Genomic DNA, 19,214 nt, shown 5'->3' on the forward strand with positions numbered 1-19,214 from the left:
GGGCTAGACTTAGGTGTTGTTTTGGGCGGGCCGCGTGCCGATCCAGCAACCCGTCACGATCAATGCCGCACCTGCGACGATCCCGGGTCCGGGGCGTTCGCCGAACACCATCCAGCCCATGAGCGCGGCCCAGAGAAACCCGGTGTACTCGACCGGCACCAGCACCTGCGCCTCGGCCCGCGCATAGCCCCAGGACAGGAACAGCAGCGCGGTGGTGGCGAGCGCGGCGCCGAGCAGCGTCCATGCAAGGCTCGCGGCATCGGGCATGGTCCAGTAGAACGGGGCGAACAGGGCAAACAGCACCGTGACGCCCAGGTTCTGGAACAGAGCGATCTCGACCGGCCCGGCCAACAGGGCCTGCTTGCGCTGCATCACCAGATTGAGCGCATAGAACACGGCGGAGAGCACGATCGCGGCGGTGCCCTTGACCGCTTCGGTCCCGTACTGCCCGGCTCCGAAGCGGTCGGCGCCGATCACCACCATGCCGACAAGGCCGAGCAGGGCGGCGAAGACGGCGCGCGGGCGGATCGTTTCGCCCAGCAGCAGCGCCGCGAAATAGAGCGCGATGATCGGCGCAAAGAACGAGATCGCCATGCCCTCGGCCATCGGGATGCGCACAAGGCCGTAGAAGAACAGCGCCGCCATCACCGAGGTGACGCACGAGCGCTGGAAGTGGAACAGTGCCACTTTGCGGGTCGGGGTAGGACGGCCTTTGACCAACCACAGCGGGACTGTCAGCAGCGTCCCGAAAAGGTTGCGCAGGAGCAGCGCCGTGCCGACGCCGAGAACCAGCGAAGCGGCCTTCATCGCGGCATCCATGATGCTGAATGCGGCGATCCCGGCGACCACGGCCAGGACCGGGGCAAGCACGGGCAAACCAGGCGGGTTGGGGGTGGAAGCGGCAGGCATGACGCCTGCGCCTCTCGCCCGGCGCAAGGTTGTGCGCAAGCAATTCATCGCCGGGACATGTCGCATCCTTGAAGAATGGCGCGTAAACGGGCACATCTATGCGGCGTGGCGGCAACCTTGGAGAGCGCCGCGCGTCTTCCCCCCAAGGTCTCCATCGGGCAGGTTTCAAGGCAATATGGTGAGTTTCAAGCGCTTCGGTTCCAGCGTCGTCTCGGCGCTGACGCTTCTGGCTGTCGGCGTGCAGCCGGTTCAGGCGCAGAAAATCAAGACCGAGAAGTTGCCCGAGGACCTGCTCCCGCCGACGATCGCGACGCCGACACCGACGGCTCCTGCGACCGCGAGGCCGGTGCGTCCCGCAGCGGTCCCGACCGCGCAGCCCTCGTCTGCCCCGGGCGCCGTGCCGGTGCAGGCGCCGACCGTCTCCTCCCCTATCGTGCAGGAAGTGACGCTGGCCGAGCCCGTCATGCCCTGGACGGTGTCTGATGCGCAGGCGCTGCTCTCCACGATCGGCTACATCGGCAAGGAAGGCCTGATCCCCGCCGACTACCAGCCCGCCGCGCTCAAGGCCGCCATCGCCAAGGGTGAGGGCGATGCGCTCGACGCGCTCGCCAGCCGCGTCTTCGCCTGGCTGATCGAGGACTTGCGCGATGGCCGCACGCCGATGCCCGCGCGCGTCCAGTGGTTCGCGGTCGATCCCGACCAGGATTCCATGCCCACCCAGCAGATCATGGCGCAGGCGCTGTCCGATCACGACGTTGCCGGCGTCGTCGCCAAGCTCGCGCCGACCAACCCGGATTATGCCGCGCTCAAGGATGCGCTCAACGCCACGCCGATGGCGCAGAAGGATCGCCGCGCGCTGATCCAGGCCAACATGGACCGCTGGCGCTGGCTCGCCCGCGATCTCGGGACCGTCTACCTGATGACCAATGTGCCGGAATTCCAGCTGCGCCTGGTGGTCAAGAACAAGATCCTGCGCACGTACAAGACGGTGGTGGGCAAGCCTGGTCGTACCGCAACCCCGCAGCTGGCCGAGACGGTCAGCGCGGTGGTCTTCAACCCGACCTGGACGGTGCCGCAGTCGATCGTAAAGGGCGAGGGGCTGGGCGCCAAGGTCATGAACAACCCGAAGTGGGCCGCCAACAACGGCTACAAGGGCTATAAGGCCGAGAACGGGATGATCACCGTCGTCCAGCAGCCCGGCCCCAGCAATGCGCTTGGCCTCATGAAGATCGACATGCCCAACCCGCATGCGATCTACCTGCATGACACGCCCGCCAAGTCCTACTTCAACTCCGATGTGCGCGCCTTCAGCCATGGTTGCATCCGCACCGAGCGTGCGGTGGAACTGGGCATGACGATGGCGATTCTCGGCGCCGGCATGTCCAGCACCGATGCCGCCGAACTGTCGCGCGCGGGCGAGTACAAGAAAGTGGCGATGACCCGGACTTTCCCGGTCTATCTCACCTACTTCACTTTCGCTCGCTCGATCGACGGCACGCTCCAGGCGTTCAACGACATCTACGAGCGCGACGCGCCGGTGCTCTCCAGCTTCAAGGCCGCGCGCCAGCTTAAGACCACCCAGCGCGCCAGCGACGAGGCGATCATCCAGCTGGATAACCCGCTGTAAATGGGTCGGCTCGTCGGAAGGAAGGCAGAGACCTGAGTGAGCAACTGCCTCGGGCGAAGGCCCGGGGTCACCCTTCAGGTTGAGCCGCGCAGCTTCCTGCAAGCCGTCATCTGCCACGGCATTTTCATTAAGGATCGCCCCTCCACGATTTCCGTTGCTTGGTCCCCGGAATGGCGTCGGCGGGAATGCGATGACACATAGACACCCAAGCTGGGGAAGTCGCGTCGGCATGGCCGCGCGCCGGCACCGGTGGATTTGTTGTCATCCTGAGAGGTCCTGGTGAACATTGGATATCTTGTTCCGGAGTTTCCTGGGCAGACTCACGGGTTCTTCTGGCGTGAAATCCTGCACATCGAGAAGTCAGGGGAAGTGGTCACGATCTTCTCGACCCGGCGTCCGAAATGCAATGTGAGCCATGCCTTCTCGAGGATGGCGGCGGATAGGACGCTCTATCTGGCCGACTTTCGGGTCCGGGACGCGCTTTACTGGATCATCGCAGTTTTCCTTTCCCTGAAAGTCCTGGTTCGCCATGATGTGCGGCGACTGCGGAACGAGCAGGAATCCTGGCTCAAGCTGGCGATGCTCGCCGTGATCGGCACGCGACTGAGGTTCCTTTGCCGCCGCCAGAAGATCGATCATATTCACGGTCACAGCTGCGCTGACGCCGGCTATGTTCTGGCGTTCTGCAGATTGTCCGGCGGGCCGTCGTTCAGCCTCTCGCTCCATGGCGATCTTGCCATTTACGGCCGCGGGCATGGCTTCAAGTTCGAAAACGCGAAATTCGTCGCCTGCGTCACCGATGCGCTTTGCGGTCAGGTCCGGGAACACGTTCCGGGCCTTACGGAGGAGCCCAAGCTGATCCGGATGGGCATCGAGCTGGATCCCGACAGCCGCAAGGGAACGGACTGGAGCGCGCCGCGCGTATTGAAGATCGTCACCGTCGCGCGGCTCAACCCGATGAAGGGGCACAGACATGCGATTGAAGCGGTGCGCGCGCTCCGGGAAAGAGGCATCCTGGTTCAGTACGACATCATCGGCGACGGCGATTTCGCGAGGGACATAGAAATCGCAATCGGCCAGGCTGGCCTGGAAGATCAGGTGAGGATGATCGGGCCTGTCGCCAACGACAATATCGGCAAGTCTCTGGCGGTCTACGATGCCTTCGTCCTGCCGAGCGTGGGGTTCGGCGAGGCGGCGCCGGTGGCGGTCATGGAGGCGATGAGTGTCGGTATTCCCGTCGTGTGTTCCATTATCGGCGGCACCCAGGAAATGATCCGGCATGAGGAAACAGGGTTTCTCTTCACTCAGGGCGATGAGGCGGCCCTGGCCGACATTCTCGCACAGCTTGCCGAGCGCCCGGAAATCCGCGAGCGGGTGGGGGGCGCCGGGCAGGCGCATGCCCATGCCAATTTCCTGACTTCCGTTTCTGCGGCGGACCTCGTCACTTGTATCCGGAATTGAGAACGGTCGTTTTCAGGGATGGGCCAACCGGGCGATAGACCCATGTTTTCGAGACTATGAAAATGCAGACCGAGATCACGCCCGTCACCGCGACCTGAGCCCCGAACAGCGGGATCCGCAGGTCCGACACCAGCAGATACATCAGCCCCGAATTGCCCGCCATTGCCAGGAGATGCATCGTGCCGAAGCGTAGCAGGGCGTGTCTGGTCGGCGGCCCTGCGCGGAATGTGAAAGTACTTTGCAGGACAAAGTTGCAGGCCATGCTGAGCAGGTAACAAAGCGCGGTCAGGATGATCAGGCTATGTATCCACCGCCCAAGGGCCCACAGGGCAGCCAGATAGAAGGCGGTGGATGAAAGGCCTACCGCGATGAACCGCAGAGCCCTTCCTAGTTCCGAACGCATCAGGTGACGGTCCTTTCATAAAGCACCCCGAACGGCCCCTCGTAAGCGATCCGGTAGTCATCGCCCATGTAGCTCTTGATGGCGTTGAAGATGGGGCGTCCGTCTGTCCTCGTACGTCGAGCCGCTTCGGGGTTCTCGCCTAGGGCATCCTCCATCACCAGGATCAGCTTCGGCCTGCTGATCCGGAGGCCGTCCTCGGCCTCCTTGGTCCATGCTGCGTAATAGGCAAAGTCCGGCGAAATCTGCTCGACTGCGGGATTGATGAAGCGATACGGAGGCAGGCGCTGGGCGAGGTAAGGTATCTGATAGGCGGTGCCGTAAAGAACGACGCGTTCGTCCGGCGACGTGCGGCTGCGGATGATCTCGACGAGCCGTAACTGCTCAGCTTCGGTCAGGTTGCTATAAGTGCCTAGCGGCGCAAGGCCGTTGCGCAGATCGAGGAACTGTTCGCGATGGTGGATCAGTTTCGCTCCCGTTCCGGTGAGCGTGAGCAGCGCCATGCCTGCAAGAACAGCGCTGCCAAGCCGTCTTCCGGGAGCCGTCCGGCTCGGCTCGCTGATGAAGCGCCGGACCTCATCGAAGGCGATGGCGGTCAGCATGACCAGAATCGGCAGTACTCCGCCCAGATGATAGCCAAAGCCCTTGTGCTGCACCGTATAGGATAGCGCTATGGCTGCGGTAAGGCCCAGCAGGAGGAGCAGGGGGTACTCGAGCCTTCGGCTGCGCCATATCCACAGTCCCAGCCCGGTCAGCCCGAGGGCGAAGACCCAATGATAGGCGCCAAGCAGCAGGTCCGTCACGGTTTTGGTCATGTTCCGCGCCGGGCTTCCCATGTAGGCAGACAGCGTGAAGGAGACGGTCTGCTGATAGAAATCGTCAAGGTTGCCGATCCATGCTCCGGCAGTGGCTATCGCCGCGATCACGAGGCAGAACGTCAGCACGAGGGTGCCGACGCGCGCGATAGGGCCGGTACGACGCGTCAGCCTTGTCCACTGGGCCGGCAGTAGTTCCAGCAAGGCGAGGCCAGCCAGAAACGAAACATAGGTCGGGCGGATCAGCACCGCCATCGCGACCAGTGCACCTGTCAGGGCCATCGATCGCAGTTCCTGCGAGCGCGGGGCCAGCATCATGCTGCAGGCGGCAATCAGTACTCCCACTGCAATGATGTCGCGCTGTCCCGCCATCCAGCCACCCGCAGTCACATAGATTGCGGGGTAGAGCGCGAGGGTTACGAAGGGGGCGAGCGTAAATCTGGCCCGGTGCAGGAACAGGGCCGCCATCACGGTGACCAGTTGCATCAGGATGAAGTCGAACAGGTGCCATGCTTCCGCGCTGGGCCCGAACAGTTGAACGGCGATTTTGTGCAGGATCATCCCGCCCGGCCAATTCATGTCGAAGCTGCCCGCATAGAAGGGATAGCCTTTGGTCGCCATCCACGCCATGTAGTTGAACTGAGCCTGATCCGGAGACGGGGCGATCTTTATATAGAGCAGCCCCAGAATCGGGATCGACAGCAGCCAGATCGCCAGCAGCGGCCGGTGCGCGCGCAAGGGGTTCTCGACGTGGTCAGCCATGTCCGCCTCTCTCAGCTAAGCCTCTTGCGCACCGCGTTCACCAACTCCGCGATGCCGCATTCCAGGGCGGTCGGTTGCCAGTCGAACGGCAGCGATGAAGGCAGGAAGCTCATGTGCCGGGCATTTGATGGGTGAGGGTCGAATTGCACCAGCATCGGCAGGGCGAGTTTTGCCCTGACCAGTTCGACCATTTCGCCAACGGAGGAGGGGCGGCCGCTTGCCATCGTCATGATCTCGTCGGCAGGGCCGGGGTTCACGACGCGCCGTGCCATGAACCTGCCGATGTCGTCCGAAAGCACATAATCGCGCAAGGTGGCGGGGTTTCCCATGATCCGGGTGGTCTTGCCGGTCAGAGCATTGGCGGCGAGCGCCGTTGCCAGTCCCAGCCGTTTCGAGCGCCCACCGCCGTAAACGGAACTGGGGCGGTAGATATGGCGCCGCCGGAAGTGCGCGGACAGTAGCCGCTCTTCCTGATACAGTTTGCCCTCGCCGTAAGGGCGCAGCGGACGGGGTCTGCTGGCGGCAGTACAGTGGGTCTGGCCTTCGAACAGCCCCCCCGCCGAACTGATCAGGTGAAAATCCACCTGGTATCGGGTCTGCAATCTCTGCGCCCAGTCGATCAGTTCGCCAAGAATTTCGCCTTCCGCGAGCATCTCCTCGCGGGAAGAACCGAACCCGCTGATCCCGCCCGACCACACCACCGCGATACGTGTCGCATCTCCCAGAGCCGCCACGATCGCGGCCCGCTGGTCTTGCCTCGTTTCGCCGTCGTACCAGTCATACGGGTATTCCTGGACGGAGGCCGAGAAGCGCAGCCGCAAGGCGCGGTCCAGGGTTTCTCCGATGAGGCCGAGGCCGAAGAGGAGAACCGTGAGGCGTTCCTCACCGCGGATGCGCAGCATTCTCATGCGGCGGCAATGGAGCGAGCCGTGCTTTGCGCGCCCTCGTGCCGGGCCGCAAACCACTCGCAAGTCGCCGCGTCACCTGACCTATCGATTGTGAAATACGTCGGTTTTCCATGAGCTTTGAGCACCAGCGACGACAGATACTGGAGCGAGATCCCGAGCATGAAGATGGAAAGGCCACCAAAGAAGGTTACGGCGAGGAACAGCGACGTCCACCCATGGACCTGGATCTGTTCGGGATAGAGAAGCTTGAGGCAGATGAAATAGACCGCGGCGAGGATCGAGATGCCTACGACGGCGAAGCCGGCGATGGCGCCAAGGCGCAGGATCTTGATCTGGCTCGAGAATATCATTCGCCAAGCGTGCGCGAAGAGAGACTTCAGGCTATAGCCCGATCGCCCGGTGCGGATGAACCGTTCGTCTTTCATCTCGACGGCCAGAGTGCCGATCCTCTGGGTAAACCAGCACAAGGTTATGTCGAGGTATGTGTCGTGCGAGCAGACGCTGGCTGCGGCGCGCGCAATCGATCCGCGCATCAGGCGAAAGCTGTTGAAGCTTGTCAGGTTCGGGTTGTCGGTAAGCCACTGCATGGCGCGTTTGAAGCTGCGGGAGGAGCCATCCCGGATGGCGGCTTCATGCACCGCCGAGGCCGGCTTTGCATAGACGATGTCCAGTTGGGCGGTGACGGCTTCGCGCAGAAGCGCCGGTATGGCCTCGCACCGGTGCTGCAGATCCTCGTCCATCGTGACGACCCAGTCGCCCGAGCTGTGAAGTATTCCGACGATGGTGGCGGGGTGCTGCCCGAAATTGCGGGAGAGATGGATTGGCACGACCCACGGATGCGAGCGGCCCAGTTCGTCGAGCAGGGGACCGGATGCGTCAATGGCAGCGTCGTCGACGAAAATCGCCTCGGCGAGGATGAGCGGAGCGCCGTGTTCTTGCCATTCGAGCCGCAGCGCATCGAGTGCGGAAACAAGCGCGCGCAGATAGGCGGCTCCGGCATAGACCGGCACAACGATGCTTACCGTTGCAAGCGGCGATGGACTGGCAGCTTCCCAGTAACTTGAGGTGCGAGCAAGAGTATTCAACGCCTTCTCCACCCGGAGTTTTTCGGACTGCTCCAGTATCGGGGAATGAACTCGGCACACAATTGGCAGGGGTCATTAGCAATAATCGGAGGGGTGTGCTCCCTTCCCCATATTGCCGCAGTGTTCGTGAAGCGCGATGTCGCATCGGCTCGAACAGGATCGGCAAGAACACGCGAGACATTCCGCTTTCAGGCAAACATCGGCCGGAGCAGCCAGTCGCCGGCAGCGCCGATGGCCACGCCCGGGATGCTGGCAGCAAGGAACAACAGTTCCTTGCGCAGGTCTAGCAGGCCCACTTGGCGCAACCGGAACCATTTGAAGATGAGCGGCGGAATCTCGATCAGGCCCACGGCGGTGACAAGGCCCAGTACGCCCCACACATTGAACCCGATGAGGCCCGCGATGAGGATGCCGATGAACTTCGTCACGTTGGACTGGAACATGAGGGAGACGTAGCCCGTGGCCGTAAGCGCTTCGTTTGCGCTGTTGGAAGGCAAGGCCAGCAGGGACGAGATGGACAGCAGTTGGAGATAGATGGCCGCATCGGCGTAACGCGGGTCATAGAGTATGGCGATGATCAACGGCGCGCTTCCGATCAGTCCGCCTGCGGCGAAGCTGTAGAGCAGCGAGGGAAGGCGGCGCTTGGCATAGAACAGGCCCCGCAGGTCGGGCATCCCGTCGCGCCAGGCCTGCGCATAATAGGGAGAGAGCACGCGGCTCGCATAGCCCCAGGCGAACGCCAAGGGCGCTCCCGCAAGATTTACCGCCAGCATATAGATGCCGAACTGATCGAGCGGCATCAGGCGCGCCAAAACCAGCTTGTCGCCCTGCAGCAGGAACAGAGTGATGATGCTGGATCCTGTCACGAACCGGGCAAAACCCCAGAGATCCTTGATGTACCCGCGGTCGAGGGCAGGTCTCCGCAGCGAATTCGAGAACACCAGATAGCTTAGCAATGTCTTGAAAGCGCTGCTGATCATCCCGGCGGCAAGGATGGCCCAGTAACTGCGCCAGAAATATGCGAACACGACCGACAGCAGCACCTGGAGCGTCAGAACCGCCAGTTCCAGCAGGGACAACCGCAGGATCATGCGATGACGCAGCGCCGTGAGCATGGTGATGGAAGCCACGCCGTCGATCAGGAAAGACAGCGTCGAGACGATGATGACGATCTCGAGATCGTGCTTGCCCAGCAAGGCGGCGATGGCGGGCGCTGCCGCCAGGATTGCCACGGTCACCATGACCGAACGCAGCACCTGCATCGTCCAGATGGTGTCGAGGAAGCGCGGTTTGTCGCCATCGGGATGGCGTATCACGAAGCCCTGAAAGCCGAGATCGGACATCATGCCGACGGTGAATGCGATCGAACTGATGATGCCGGTGATGCCGAACACCTCCGGAACCAGCAGGCGAGTCAGGAGGACGCTGCTGACCGCCCTCATGAGATTGTTCAGGACGACCGAGATGACAACGATGTTGGTGTCCCGCAGCAGCAGGTTCCTGATGCGACCGAGGAGAACAGGGCCGGCGGGAATGGAGCCGCCGGGCACGTCTGATAGCTGGGCATGGTTCATGCAGCTGCGATCCTGATCATTGCGTGCGGCCATTGAAGCCGGGGTTGACCGAAGGCGTTCGTTGCGATGCGTTCGTGCGCGCGGCCGCTTCGCGAGCGATGCGCTGCGGGGCGAGCCATGTCGTTGGCGGCTGACACTCAGCCCGCTGCCCTGATCTGGCTTTCAATCGGGACGGCTGCGAAGGCGGCGTCCGGTCGATCGAAGTAGTCGAACTCTGGGGGCCCCTGGCGTTGCCCGCGAAGCCAGCGGTAGACTTCAACCAGTTGCGCGGCCTTGCGGGGCCATGTGTAGAGCGCTTCGACCCTGGCGCGTCCGCGTGCGGCCATTTCGGGCAGGTTGTGGGTTCCTGCGGCGATGTCCAGCAGAACGCAGCGGGCTCTGAAGAGCAGTTCGGCACGGGTCCCGAGCTGCAGACGAAAACCCGTGTTGGTACTGACGATCTCCCCTGGACCACCGTAATCCACCACGATTGGGACGAGTCCGAGCGCCATTGCCTCGACAACCGCGCCTCCGCCGAATTCACGGACACTGGGAAAAAGAAATACCGAGTGATCCGCCACGCGGCGCGGAATCTCGCCATGTTCGACCCATCCGGCGAAATCAACGGCATTTGCGACGCCGAGGCGCTCGGCCAGTTCGCGCAGGGAGGACATCATCGGACCGTCGCCGATCATCGTAAGGCGGGCTTTCCCGGACCGAAGAAGATCGGCGGCGGCCTCGATTGCAATGTCGGGTCCCTTGTAAGGGACAAGGCGACCGATGAAGCAAAGATTGAGCGTATCATAGCGTGCGGCAGTGCCGCAGTCGGAAAAGCGCGCCGGGTCGATCGCATTCTCCGGCACATAGACGGTCTTGCCGGCCGAACTGGCGGGAAGCTCCGTCGCGGTATGTTCCGAACCCACGACTACCGCCGAGGCGTAGTGCCAGGTCTGGCGGATGGCGGGCAGTATCCGGTATGCCCCGCGAACGTAAGACAACCATTCCTTTTCGCGGCGACGCTCGCCGTCGAAGCCTTTAGGCCATGGAATTCCGCCATTGATCGGACCGACCACGAAAGGAACGCCGACGCGGGAGCATCGACGGGCGAGCGAACTGGCTGCCGTCGGGCTGAGCGGCGTGACGCGATGCACCACATCGAAGCTGCCTGCCGTGATCGCGTCTCCGAACCGATCCCATACCATCCGTTCGAACTGCGGATACGCCAGCGCGCCGAGCGCGGCGAGGGTGGTCCAGCCTTTTCCGGCGCCTCCCCTGAGCTTTTCAGCCACGGCCCATAGCGGCCGCATCAGGGCTTCGTTGTCGATGGCGGTGAAGTCTACACCTTCGACCAGCCCCGCGCGCAGGATTGCCGGGCGGTTGCGAACCTGAGTGACTAGATGGACGTCTGCCACCGAACGCAGGGCGTTTGCTATCGACCAGCCGACGAGAGGAACGCTGACCCATTCCGGGTTGGCCGCTTCTGCGATCAACAGCACACGATAGCGCATAATTCAGACCTTGCTCTTTGAGGCCCGGCGTTTCTTGCTGCGGGCGGGAGTTGCCACCTGACGCGCTAGGATCGTGCGATCGATCATTGCGATTTCTCGATAATTCTCGTGGCGCTCCTATCCGCCCCTGACGCGACGTGATCTGAAAGTGCCCCTTCCCTCTGTTTCGGGTGATTGTCGCTGCAAGTAAATGTCCCCAAATCATTATGGAATTTAATGATATGCGCATCGGGAGATGCGGGAAGGGCAGACGTTTTCTTGTATGGTTTTCCGGCTGGATGCCAATTCGGCCATCCTGCGGCATGTTCGTTCGCTGCCATGCGCAGCTTTCTGCCTCAGCGGCAAATGCCAAGTGCCGGCGCTAGGGATTTTCCCCCCTCAATTCAGGCCGCTTGGTCACTAGAATGGTGCTGCCCGGGCTAGGTACGCAAATTGATCTTGTGCCGAATTCCCTGCATTTACAGGAGACGTGTCGTTCCTAATGCCTTCTCAACTGTGGTCCTGTGGCTGTGGCCCTGGTTCGCCGCATTAGGTTTCCGCGCGCTCCCGCTGGACCGCGCCGTCATATCCAGCTGCATTGCTGGCTTCCTGTTGCTGCCCTCGAACATCAACGTCGATCTGCCGGGGTTGCCGGATCTGTCCAAACAGTCGGTGGTGTCCCTCGGGATCGTTCTCACGTATCTCAACCACCACCGCAGGGGGGCGACACTGCCTGTTCCCCGCGGGCTGATGCTGATCATGGCGCTGTTCATGATTTCGCCGGTTTTGACTGTGCTGACAAATTCCGACGTCATCCAGAAGATCAACCCCCTGCCGGCCCTTACGATGTACGATGCGCTGGGCGTGGTGTTCGAGAATGCGATCACTGCAGCAGTGATTGTCGTCGGCGTCAGGACGCTTTCGAGTTTGGCATCACAGCGAAATATCCTGCTCTTGATGGGAAGCGCGATGCTTTTGTATTCGCTGCCGACTTTGCTCGAATTCAAGATGAGCCCTCAGCTTCATCGGTGGGTCTACGGCGTGCATCCGGCCTTGTTCGGGCAGCAGGTGCGCGGAGGCGGTTTCCGCGCCACGGTGTTCCTCTCCCACGGTCTTGTCCTCGCCTGGTTCCTGGCAATGGGCACAGTGGCGCTCATGGCGCTTCGCGGCGCGCAGATCAGGATATTCGGCTTTCGGCCCCAAATCCTGTCAGCGTATCTGTGGGTTATTCTGTTGTTCCAGAAGTCGCTTGGCGCATTGCTGCTTGGCAGTATCATGATGCTGGCTATGCTGTTGCGGCCTCGTCGCCAGCTTGTGCTGGTCGCTATGGTGGCGGTAATCTTTCTGACCTATCCGGTCACGCGAGGGGCAGGTCTGGTCCCGGTCGACTGGTTCAACCGTACCGTCGCCGAATATAGTTCGGAGCGCTCGGGTTCGTTCGAGACACGTATCACCAATGAAAACAACCTTATGGCCAAAGCCAACGAGCGTCCATGGTTTGGATGGGGTGGCTGGGGCAGGGCGCGGGTCTACGATCCGGAGACGGGCAGGGACGCTTCGATCACTGACGGCGCGTGGGTTATTTCCTTCGGCTATTCGGGCTGGCTCGGCTATCTGACGCAATTCGGGCTAATCTGTTTTCCTCTGCTGGGGTTGTTTCGATATCGCGCGCGGATCTCTCCCGAAACGAGTGCATTGGCTCTGATGCTGTCTTTCAACTTGATAGACATGATCCCGAATTCCTCGCTCACGCCGGTGACCTGGCTGCTATCGGGAGCCTTGTCGGGTGCTTTCGCCTTGGCGCGGCGAGAGGCATCACCCGCTCAGCCGGTGACCAGGGCATCGCTTGCCCCGGCACCACTTGCATGCTGACCGCAGTTTCCCTGTGGGGCCGCCGGTGGTCAAAATCAGACGCTTGGTACCGGGCCGCCCGGATTCTTGAATGGCCGAGGTGGGTGGTAAGCGGTCATCCACGTTGGAGCAAATCGGCGCTCGATATGGCATAGTCAGCACGAAGCTCTTCGAAGCGTGGTTGCCACTCGCAGATACCGCTAATGGCCTTTATGGCGTTCTCTAGACGTACAGGCGCAACGACCGTGCGGAGCCGCAGGCTTGCTGCCTCCGCTTCGGCGGCAGGGCGCGTCACTGAGCGGTCACGCGCTTCCACAAACGTTCGACCTTCGACATTCACCTTGAACCATGGCTGCGGAAGGGCTTCGACGTTTGACGCCCGGTTGCCGATTATCCGCCAATCTCCGTGGTGTAAGTTAGCGTCGAGGGAGACAGCAGCGAATAGCAGCGGCTCGTCGTCTATGTCTGCTGAGGAAGCGTTTGAGGAAACCACCTTATCAAAAATGACGACATAGAGTTCGCCCTTCCAATCTCCCGCTAACTGTCCAATGCCGTATCGTTCGCCGTCGAGCGTAATGAGAAAAACATCGCCGAAGATCACCTTCTGGCCCACGCCCACCTCCTTGAACATGAGTGTTTTTATAGAAGTGGACATTGTCCGCAATGGGGGGCGCCGTGCAAAGGCGGCACTTTCTGGTGGGTGAGAGGCCCACTCGGCGATGCTCCAGCCGGAAGCGGCCTCAAGAACAGCCGCGGTGACGAGCGAAGGCTGTATGAGGGGAATTGGGCATGACCGACGCCCGCCACGCCCTCATCGCGTTCGCCTTGCTGCTGTTCGCCATCTGCTATCTCGCCACGATCGCGGCATGGCTGGCCTACAACGGCAAGTATGCCGAGGCGCTGGGCTTCGGCGGCCTGACCACCGGACTCGTCGGTGTGCTGGGCACCTTCCGCCCCCGTACCGCCGATGCGAGCACGCAGAGTGGCGAGGTGAACGTCGGAGCTAAGGAACGATAAGCCTCGCTTCACCGCTCTCGCGTACGGCGCCACTGCCCTTTGGAAATCCTTCGGATGTCTCGACCACAGTGCCGACACGCGCCTGTGTACGAGATTCCGGTCCACGTCACATCTCTGCGCATAGGTGCATGGCGCCCGAGCAGGCACTTGAATTTCCCGACCAACATAAAGGCAGCCCCCGCTGTGCGCACGACGTTCGGTTCAGTCAGCTTTATCGCAAAAAATTGTAAAATTGTGAACGCGCCGTGCCATCAGACGATAGTTTTGGTCGCAGATCGATGACGGCGCTACTTCTGCACATTGGCGTCCCGCAGCGGCTACACCGGGCGATAACGTACGTTGCCATCGCCGTGCTCACCATCTGCCTGCTCTGGTGGCTAGTGCACCAGCACAACGCGCGCGTGATCGAGCGGCACGAGGAGAAACGCGAAACCGCTGCCAACCACGCTCGCGAGCGCAGCGCGGAGGAGCGTGCTGACGATGCCGTCCAGAACATCATCGCCGATCATGCGCGAGAGACAGAGATTGCGAAAGCTGCGGCTTCGGAAGCGGTCAAGGGGCCGAAACAACGTGCCACTCTGCCGCCCACGTCAGTCGCGCTTAATTGCCAGCGGATGAGGCAAGCATACCCCAAGTCCGATCTGGCGAAAATTCCGGCCTATCAGAAGAGGTGTCAGGGCTAACCGCAGCCGGGGAACTGGACGCCCTGACACCCCAGAAACTGACGAGTCGCGGAACAGCTCGTCGAGGAGGTACATACTATGCGGTCACTTATGCTCATAACGATTTTGCACTTGCAGCATGCCAAACTGGTGGCGGCCTTCCTGACCCGAAGGACGTAGCCGTTGCTATCGAGGCAAAGCCCCAGCCAACTGCCGATATTCTCAGCGACGCGGCTGCCAGCGACAGGTACAACAGCGCCCTGGAGGGCTGGGGTGAACGGCTGCATGCCGCAGGAATGCGCCTATCCCGCTTCTATGAGCGAACGGGGTTGTCTGGATTGCATTGCGGAAAGTAATGGCCCGACACCGGAGGGGGGTGGGGAAGGCGGAAATCGGGCCACCAGTTGGAAGTCGTTTTGTGTTTGCAGCCCAACAGCGCGCGCCCCCGCTGAGTTCCTGGTAGTGGACGAATTTTCTTTTCGGTCACTGGGCAGGTCAGGTATCCGGTCAGCAGGTCTGACTGTCCCACCTTCTGTGAATATTACCTCGGGCACGAAGAGGCCAAGCGCGAGGAAGCCCTCACGAATGTATGGTCTTTCGGACACGGCTCAGCGCTGAAGGTCGGCGCCGGCAGTACATCTGCACGAACTGCTGTCAGGTCTGGGAGAGGACGGTCCGTGGGTGGTTTCGGTGGTTCAATCCGCAGGAGCTATGGGAACTAGAGATTCAGCTACTGAACGACGAAGACGGCCCCATGGTCGTTCCAACCAGGTACGAATAAACCCAGAGGGCAGTTGCGCGCTCAATATTCTAACGCCGCCGCTCGGATCTCCTGCAAATTAGCCGTCTCGGCGGCGTAGCCGTTCTGCCATGCCGCGCGCGCTGCGCTGTTCGAGAACGGATTGAAGGGCGGCGACTGTTTTGACCGTGCGGCTTTCATGCCCCACAGGTAAGCTTGGTGCTGAGTGATCAAGGTTTCTTCTCGGAAGCTGCTGAGATCGCGTCTCAATCTTTCAGCTGAGCGATAGTTTCGTGTAGCATGTCGCATCCGATGACCTGCCCCGCCAGTGCGGCAAGGCGTTGTTAAACTTTGTGCCGCGCGAGGCCAAAGCTAACCGTTTAATATTCGTGAAAAGGCGACTCGTATCTTGCCAATCTGCGGGCGCCCATGACGGGTTGCCGAATCGAAAAGCAAGATGTTAGATCCGGCCCGTAACCACGAGGGAAGCGACCCCCTCACGCAAACTGGCCCGGGCCTCTGCCGAGGTGCCGGGCCTTCTTGTTGCGTCCTGCATTTCTACGAAAAGACCCCGGCTCCCCCGAACCGGGGTCAGGCTTCGCATATTTGCTCTGCCATGCTCGATAGAGCGGTTGGAATGCTATCATCGACCGCCCGGGAATCAAGCTCAAAGGGCGCCCAGACTTCGGCTTCGGGCGGCCTTTTTGCGTTTGCGCCTTCAATTCAATGAGCCGCCGGGTCCGCGAAGTAGCACGGCAACCTTATTGAAGATCGCGACCCACGCGAACATCGCCTCGTCGTCATCACTGCCGGACAGCCTCTGGATATGATGGCAGACGACGCACGCGGCGTGTTCGCCAAGCTGTGCCGTCAACTCGCCAGCATAGATCCAGCCTTCCGCTTCCTTCGTCCGCATTTCGGGCGATGGCCTGCGAATTTGCACGCCGGACATCAGAGGTGCCCCAGCGATAGTTGAATCTGGTCGTCAGACTCCGCTTTTGTGGATCGATCAAGAAGGCGTGCGGCAGCAGCCGCGTCATTGAGGTCGATTTGTTCGATCATCACTAAGCCGCGGGTCAGCTCCACTTTCTCTCGCAGCCGCTGGAGCACGGCCGGGAAGATGTCGCGCAGCTGGCGGCAATCCTCATGGGTTGAGGCATCGCGGTCGGCTTGCGCGAAGCGGCGCTCGGCCAGTGCGATCAGCGCGTCGTCTGTCATCGGCGCGGTCATAGCGACGCCCAATCCAGTTCCGCGTCGTCCAGCGCCTCCCAATCATCACCACTGGCCCGCCGCTGCATCAGCCATTCACGCGCTGCTGCGACGTCTCCTAAACGGGGAAACGTCCGATCTGCCGCAGCCGCGTCAGCCAAGCCGCCAACAAAGCCGTTTCTACCCTTTTGCTGGACCAGCCAAGTTCCGAAGGCGATCGACTGTACCACGCCATTTTCCATGTCCATCGTGAAATCCCTTTCGCGAATCATCATGGCGTGACCATACACGTTCTATTTTTGTTCTCATATGGGATTTCCGTTGAAATGGTCCGCCGGTCAACGCCACAGCAGAAAATCGACGATGCTGCGTTCCCGATCCGGGTGAAGGTCTTTGCGCCGAACAGGGGATACGGCGGGTTCGGAAACCTGCTCAACGACATGATCTACTGGCTGCAGGATAACCTGCCGGGAGGTGATTTCGCACAGTACTATGGCCGGTCGCTGGGCGTCCGTGCGACCACGGGATTCTATTTGCGCTCCCTTGAGGATGCGCATCGTTTCCTCGACGCGTTCCCCCCTCTCGAATTGGCTGATGATACGACATCGTCCAGCTATTCTAGCCCCGTCCTTCCGTTCGGCCGGAAGTCTGTTCCACAGTCCGGATCGGAATCTGGCGGAGAAGGCTAGGCGCTATCTTGGTGCTTCGTCGTGATCTTCCGGTCCCCCAGATCGTGTATATGCTCGTGGATCTGCGCGAACTCGTGCCTCGCAGCCCCCTCAAGGTGTCGCGGGCCGAAAATGGCAGCCGTCGTTCCTGCGACGACCACCCAGCAGGCCAGGCTGGATAGCAAGATGGCTCCGAGCTTCGAGGCGTACAGCGGGACTTTCATGTCCGCTCCTCTGCGCCTCGGATGCTGAACCCTCGGTTACAGAACTTTCAGCAGAACCAGCCCCTCGGCGGGCGCTTCAGTGAGGCCGGTCAACGGTTAGACATTGTCTATCGGATGCCGCAGGAATACGCGGGGTGTCTGGCGTCTAACCTAATCCGTACCCCCCACGCATTTCTGCAGATTCCTAGGCCCGGCTCGGAATTCCACCCTTGGGCGTTCCTCAGGGTCAGGACGGGCGTGGCCTTTGTCCAACGCGACAAATGGTTAGAGCCGACGATCATATGGATGTTGTAAATCCGTCACAGGCGCGTGCTGTTCCGACTGCGGCCGGGATTTCAAAGAAACCCATAGGGCAGGTCAGGCATTCGCCACCTGACTAACTCCAAAGGACGTTTCTATGAATATCAAGGCGCTCACCCTCGCAGCTGCAGTTGCAACGGGTATCGTATCCCTGCCAGCTATGGCCCAGGACGCAAGCGTCGACGCTTCGACGAACGCCCCGATGGTCGCAGAGAACGGCACTGGCTTCCGCGGCATCCGCTTGGAAGGTAACTTTGGCGGTGACCGATTCCAGTCGGAGGGTAACCACAACGATAAGTTTGGTTACGGCGGCACCGTGGGCTTCGACGGCACTCTCGGAGAGCGCATCGTAATTGGCGCTGAGGGCAGCTTCTGGAAGCCCGGCAAGGGCAACGAGAATACGACGTCGCTCGCCAATGGAAACAGCATCGACCATAAGGCTTTCGAGGAATGGGGCGCTGCTGTTCGAGCCGGCTTCCTCGCCACCCCCGACGTTCTGATCTTCGGGAAGGCAGGCTACGTGAACGGTGAACAGCGCAAGCGCATCGAGGGGCCGGCCGGTAACACGCTCGTCTACGATCACTATCGCGCTGACGGCTATCAAGTCGGCGGCGGCGTCGAGTTCTCCCTGACGCAGGGCCGCCTCCCCGTCTACGCGAGCGCACAGTACGTGTATTCAAACTATCACGGCAATAGCGGCCGCCAGCGCGTAATGGGCGGCATTGGCGTTCGCTTCAAGTAAGCGTCGCCGAAGAGCTAAGGCAACATCGAGGGGCCCGTGCCGGAAAGCACGGGCCCCTTTCCTTTTGGCGCAACTCTAGTTCCGAGGGTCTTCCCGAAGACACCACGGCAAGGGCCGCGAAAGTGTGCTTCAGCGAGCAACGCCGCAATGCCGAACGAGCGTAGATCAATTGGATGTTCACGACCGAAAAAGCCCGCGACAAGCTCCGCAAGGCCTTCCCCATCAAAGAGTCATAATCTCTGGGGACAGACACTAGAGTGGTCAAAATCTGACGCTTGGTACCCGGCCGCCCGGATTCTTGAATGGCCGAGGTGGGTGGTTTGCAGTCTTAGTTCGAAGGGCTATTTTTCGTCGGAAATTGCAGGCGCACCGTTTCCGATGATTCCAATCTTGCCTTCACCAGACGCTGTTAACGCCGAAAACACGCAACCGATACCCTCGAAATCGGAATCACTTAGCGATCCGTGATGAGGCACCATTGAAATCTCGTCGCCGTTCACCTCCAGAATTTGATTGGTCGCGAAGCCACAAAGATGCTCGATTGCAATTGCGAACTCTGCCGTACTCGTAAAATTGGCCCGGTTAGGCAATCTTTCGAGCAAGCCACTATTTCTTAAGCTTTCTTTTGCCGATTCGATCGCAATTGGTGCAAAACGCCTACTGGAAAGTTCCTCATAATCTTCCTGCAATTGCTTATCTTCGAACTGGACGAACTCTGGCCATGTTGCATCCCACACACATTTGTCAACGGCGGCGCAAAAGTCGGCCACGGGGCGGAGTAAAACCAGGCCAGTG

20 protein-coding genes are annotated in these 19,214 nt (G+C 61.0%); 7 read left to right on the forward strand and 13 right to left on the reverse strand.

Translation table 11 applies throughout. From position 1 onward, the window contains the following. Positions 1-9: 9 nt before the first annotated feature. Positions 10-909 carry a DMT family transporter gene (locus PKE80_RS03285; RefSeq protein ID WP_271181253.1) on the reverse strand — a complete coding sequence of 300 codons (900 nt, stop codon included), beginning with the start codon at positions 907-909 and terminating at the stop codon, positions 10-12. A gap of 175 nt (positions 910-1,084) precedes the next feature. On the opposite strand from PKE80_RS03285, the gene PKE80_RS03290 reads away from it, so the two are divergent. After that, the gene (locus PKE80_RS03290; RefSeq protein WP_271181254.1) at positions 1,085-2,536 is read left to right on the forward strand and encodes a L,D-transpeptidase family protein; all 1,452 of its coding nucleotides are present in this window, start codon (positions 1,085-1,087) and stop codon (positions 2,534-2,536) included. A gap of 279 nt (positions 2,537-2,815) precedes the next feature. Further along, positions 2,816-3,997, forward strand: coding sequence for a glycosyltransferase family 4 protein (locus PKE80_RS03295; RefSeq protein WP_271181255.1), 1,182 nt, complete (start codon positions 2,816-2,818; stop codon positions 3,995-3,997). Here the strand turns inward: PKE80_RS03295 and PKE80_RS03300 are convergent. The 6 genes from PKE80_RS03300 to PKE80_RS03325 form a co-directional block, all read right to left on the reverse strand. Further along, positions 3,978-4,400, reverse strand: coding sequence for a GtrA family protein (locus PKE80_RS03300; protein ID WP_271181256.1), 423 nt, complete (start codon positions 4,398-4,400; stop codon positions 3,978-3,980). The two genes, PKE80_RS03295 and PKE80_RS03300, sit on opposite strands and share 20 nt — an antisense overlap. Beyond that, positions 4,400-5,950, reverse strand: coding sequence for a hypothetical protein (locus PKE80_RS03305; RefSeq protein WP_271181257.1), 1,551 nt, complete (start codon positions 5,948-5,950; stop codon positions 4,400-4,402). Before PKE80_RS03305 ends, PKE80_RS03300 begins: the two co-directional genes overlap by 1 nt. 35 nt (positions 5,951-5,985) lie before the next feature. Next, on the reverse strand, positions 5,986-6,876 hold the full coding sequence (locus PKE80_RS03310; RefSeq protein WP_271181258.1) for an NAD-dependent epimerase/dehydratase family protein: 891 nt from the start codon (positions 6,874-6,876) through the stop codon (positions 5,986-5,988). 2 nt (positions 6,877-6,878) lie between these two features. Continuing rightward, positions 6,879-7,979: a glycosyltransferase gene (locus PKE80_RS03315; protein WP_271181259.1), complete on the reverse strand. Its 1,101-nt coding sequence runs from the start codon at positions 7,977-7,979 to the stop codon at positions 6,879-6,881. Between the two features lie 176 nt (positions 7,980-8,155). Next, positions 8,156-9,541 (reverse strand): oligosaccharide flippase family protein, encoded by a 1,386-nt coding sequence (locus PKE80_RS03320; RefSeq protein WP_271181260.1) that lies wholly within the window; start codon positions 9,539-9,541, stop codon positions 8,156-8,158. A 137-nt stretch (positions 9,542-9,678) separates the two neighbouring features. After that, positions 9,679-11,028, reverse strand: a complete 1,350-nt coding sequence (locus PKE80_RS03325; RefSeq protein WP_271181261.1) for a glycosyltransferase family 4 protein — start codon at positions 11,026-11,028, stop codon at positions 9,679-9,681. Between the two features lie 495 nt (positions 11,029-11,523). Between PKE80_RS03325 and PKE80_RS03330 the strand changes: the two genes are divergently transcribed. Continuing rightward, the gene (locus tag PKE80_RS03330; protein WP_271181262.1) at positions 11,524-12,879 is read left to right on the forward strand and encodes a hypothetical protein; all 1,356 of its coding nucleotides are present in this window, start codon (positions 11,524-11,526) and stop codon (positions 12,877-12,879) included. A 94-nt stretch (positions 12,880-12,973) separates the two neighbouring features. On the opposite strand, the gene PKE80_RS03335 is transcribed toward PKE80_RS03330, so the two are convergent. Next, entirely contained in the window at positions 12,974-13,513 is a 540-nt protein-coding gene (locus tag PKE80_RS03335; RefSeq protein ID WP_271181263.1) for an Imm26 family immunity protein, read from the reverse strand. Positions 13,514-13,647: 134 nt separating this feature from the next. On the opposite strand from PKE80_RS03335, the gene PKE80_RS03340 reads away from it, so the two are divergent. Then, on the forward strand, positions 13,648-13,875 hold the full coding sequence (locus PKE80_RS03340; RefSeq protein ID WP_271181264.1) for a hypothetical protein: 228 nt from the start codon (positions 13,648-13,650) through the stop codon (positions 13,873-13,875). 278 nt (positions 13,876-14,153) lie between these two features. Then, complete coding sequence (locus PKE80_RS03345) at positions 14,154-14,558, forward strand: hypothetical protein (protein ID WP_271181265.1); 405 nt, start codon at positions 14,154-14,156, stop codon at positions 14,556-14,558. A gap of 781 nt (positions 14,559-15,339) precedes the next feature. Here the strand turns inward: PKE80_RS03345 and PKE80_RS03350 are convergent. The 4 genes from PKE80_RS03350 to PKE80_RS03365 all read right to left on the reverse strand — a co-directional run bounded on the left by PKE80_RS03350 (position 15,340) and on the right by PKE80_RS03365 (position 16,760). After that, a complete protein-coding gene (locus PKE80_RS03350; protein WP_271181266.1) occupies positions 15,340-15,510 on the reverse strand; it encodes a hypothetical protein in 171 nt (56 codons plus the stop codon). Positions 15,511-15,994: 484 nt separating this feature from the next. Then, positions 15,995-16,228, reverse strand: a complete 234-nt coding sequence (locus PKE80_RS03355; protein WP_271181267.1) for a hypothetical protein — start codon at positions 16,226-16,228, stop codon at positions 15,995-15,997. Continuing rightward, entirely contained in the window at positions 16,228-16,506 is a 279-nt protein-coding gene (locus PKE80_RS03360) for a hypothetical protein (protein ID WP_271181268.1), read from the reverse strand. Before PKE80_RS03360 ends, PKE80_RS03355 begins: the two co-directional genes overlap by 1 nt. Beyond that, positions 16,503-16,760, reverse strand: a complete 258-nt coding sequence (locus PKE80_RS03365) for a hypothetical protein (protein WP_271181269.1) — start codon at positions 16,758-16,760, stop codon at positions 16,503-16,505. Before PKE80_RS03365 ends, PKE80_RS03360 begins: the two co-directional genes overlap by 4 nt. A 3-nt stretch (positions 16,761-16,763) precedes the next feature. Between PKE80_RS03365 and PKE80_RS03370 the strand changes: the two genes are divergently transcribed. Beyond that, entirely contained in the window at positions 16,764-17,174 is a 411-nt protein-coding gene (locus PKE80_RS03370) for a hypothetical protein (protein WP_271181270.1), read from the forward strand. Between the two features lie 600 nt (positions 17,175-17,774). Beyond that, positions 17,775-18,419 carry an outer membrane protein gene (locus PKE80_RS03375; protein WP_271181271.1) on the forward strand — a complete coding sequence of 215 codons (645 nt, stop codon included), beginning with the start codon at positions 17,775-17,777 and terminating at the stop codon, positions 18,417-18,419. A 341-nt stretch (positions 18,420-18,760) separates the two neighbouring features. Here the strand turns inward: PKE80_RS03375 and PKE80_RS03380 are convergent. Beyond that, on the reverse strand, positions 18,761-19,214 hold a 454-nt coding region (locus PKE80_RS03380), incomplete at its 5' end, for a hypothetical protein (protein ID WP_271181272.1).

This window comes from Novosphingobium resinovorum (assembly GCF_027922145.1).
GTDB lineage: Bacteria > Pseudomonadota > Alphaproteobacteria > Sphingomonadales > Sphingomonadaceae > Novosphingobium > Novosphingobium resinovorum.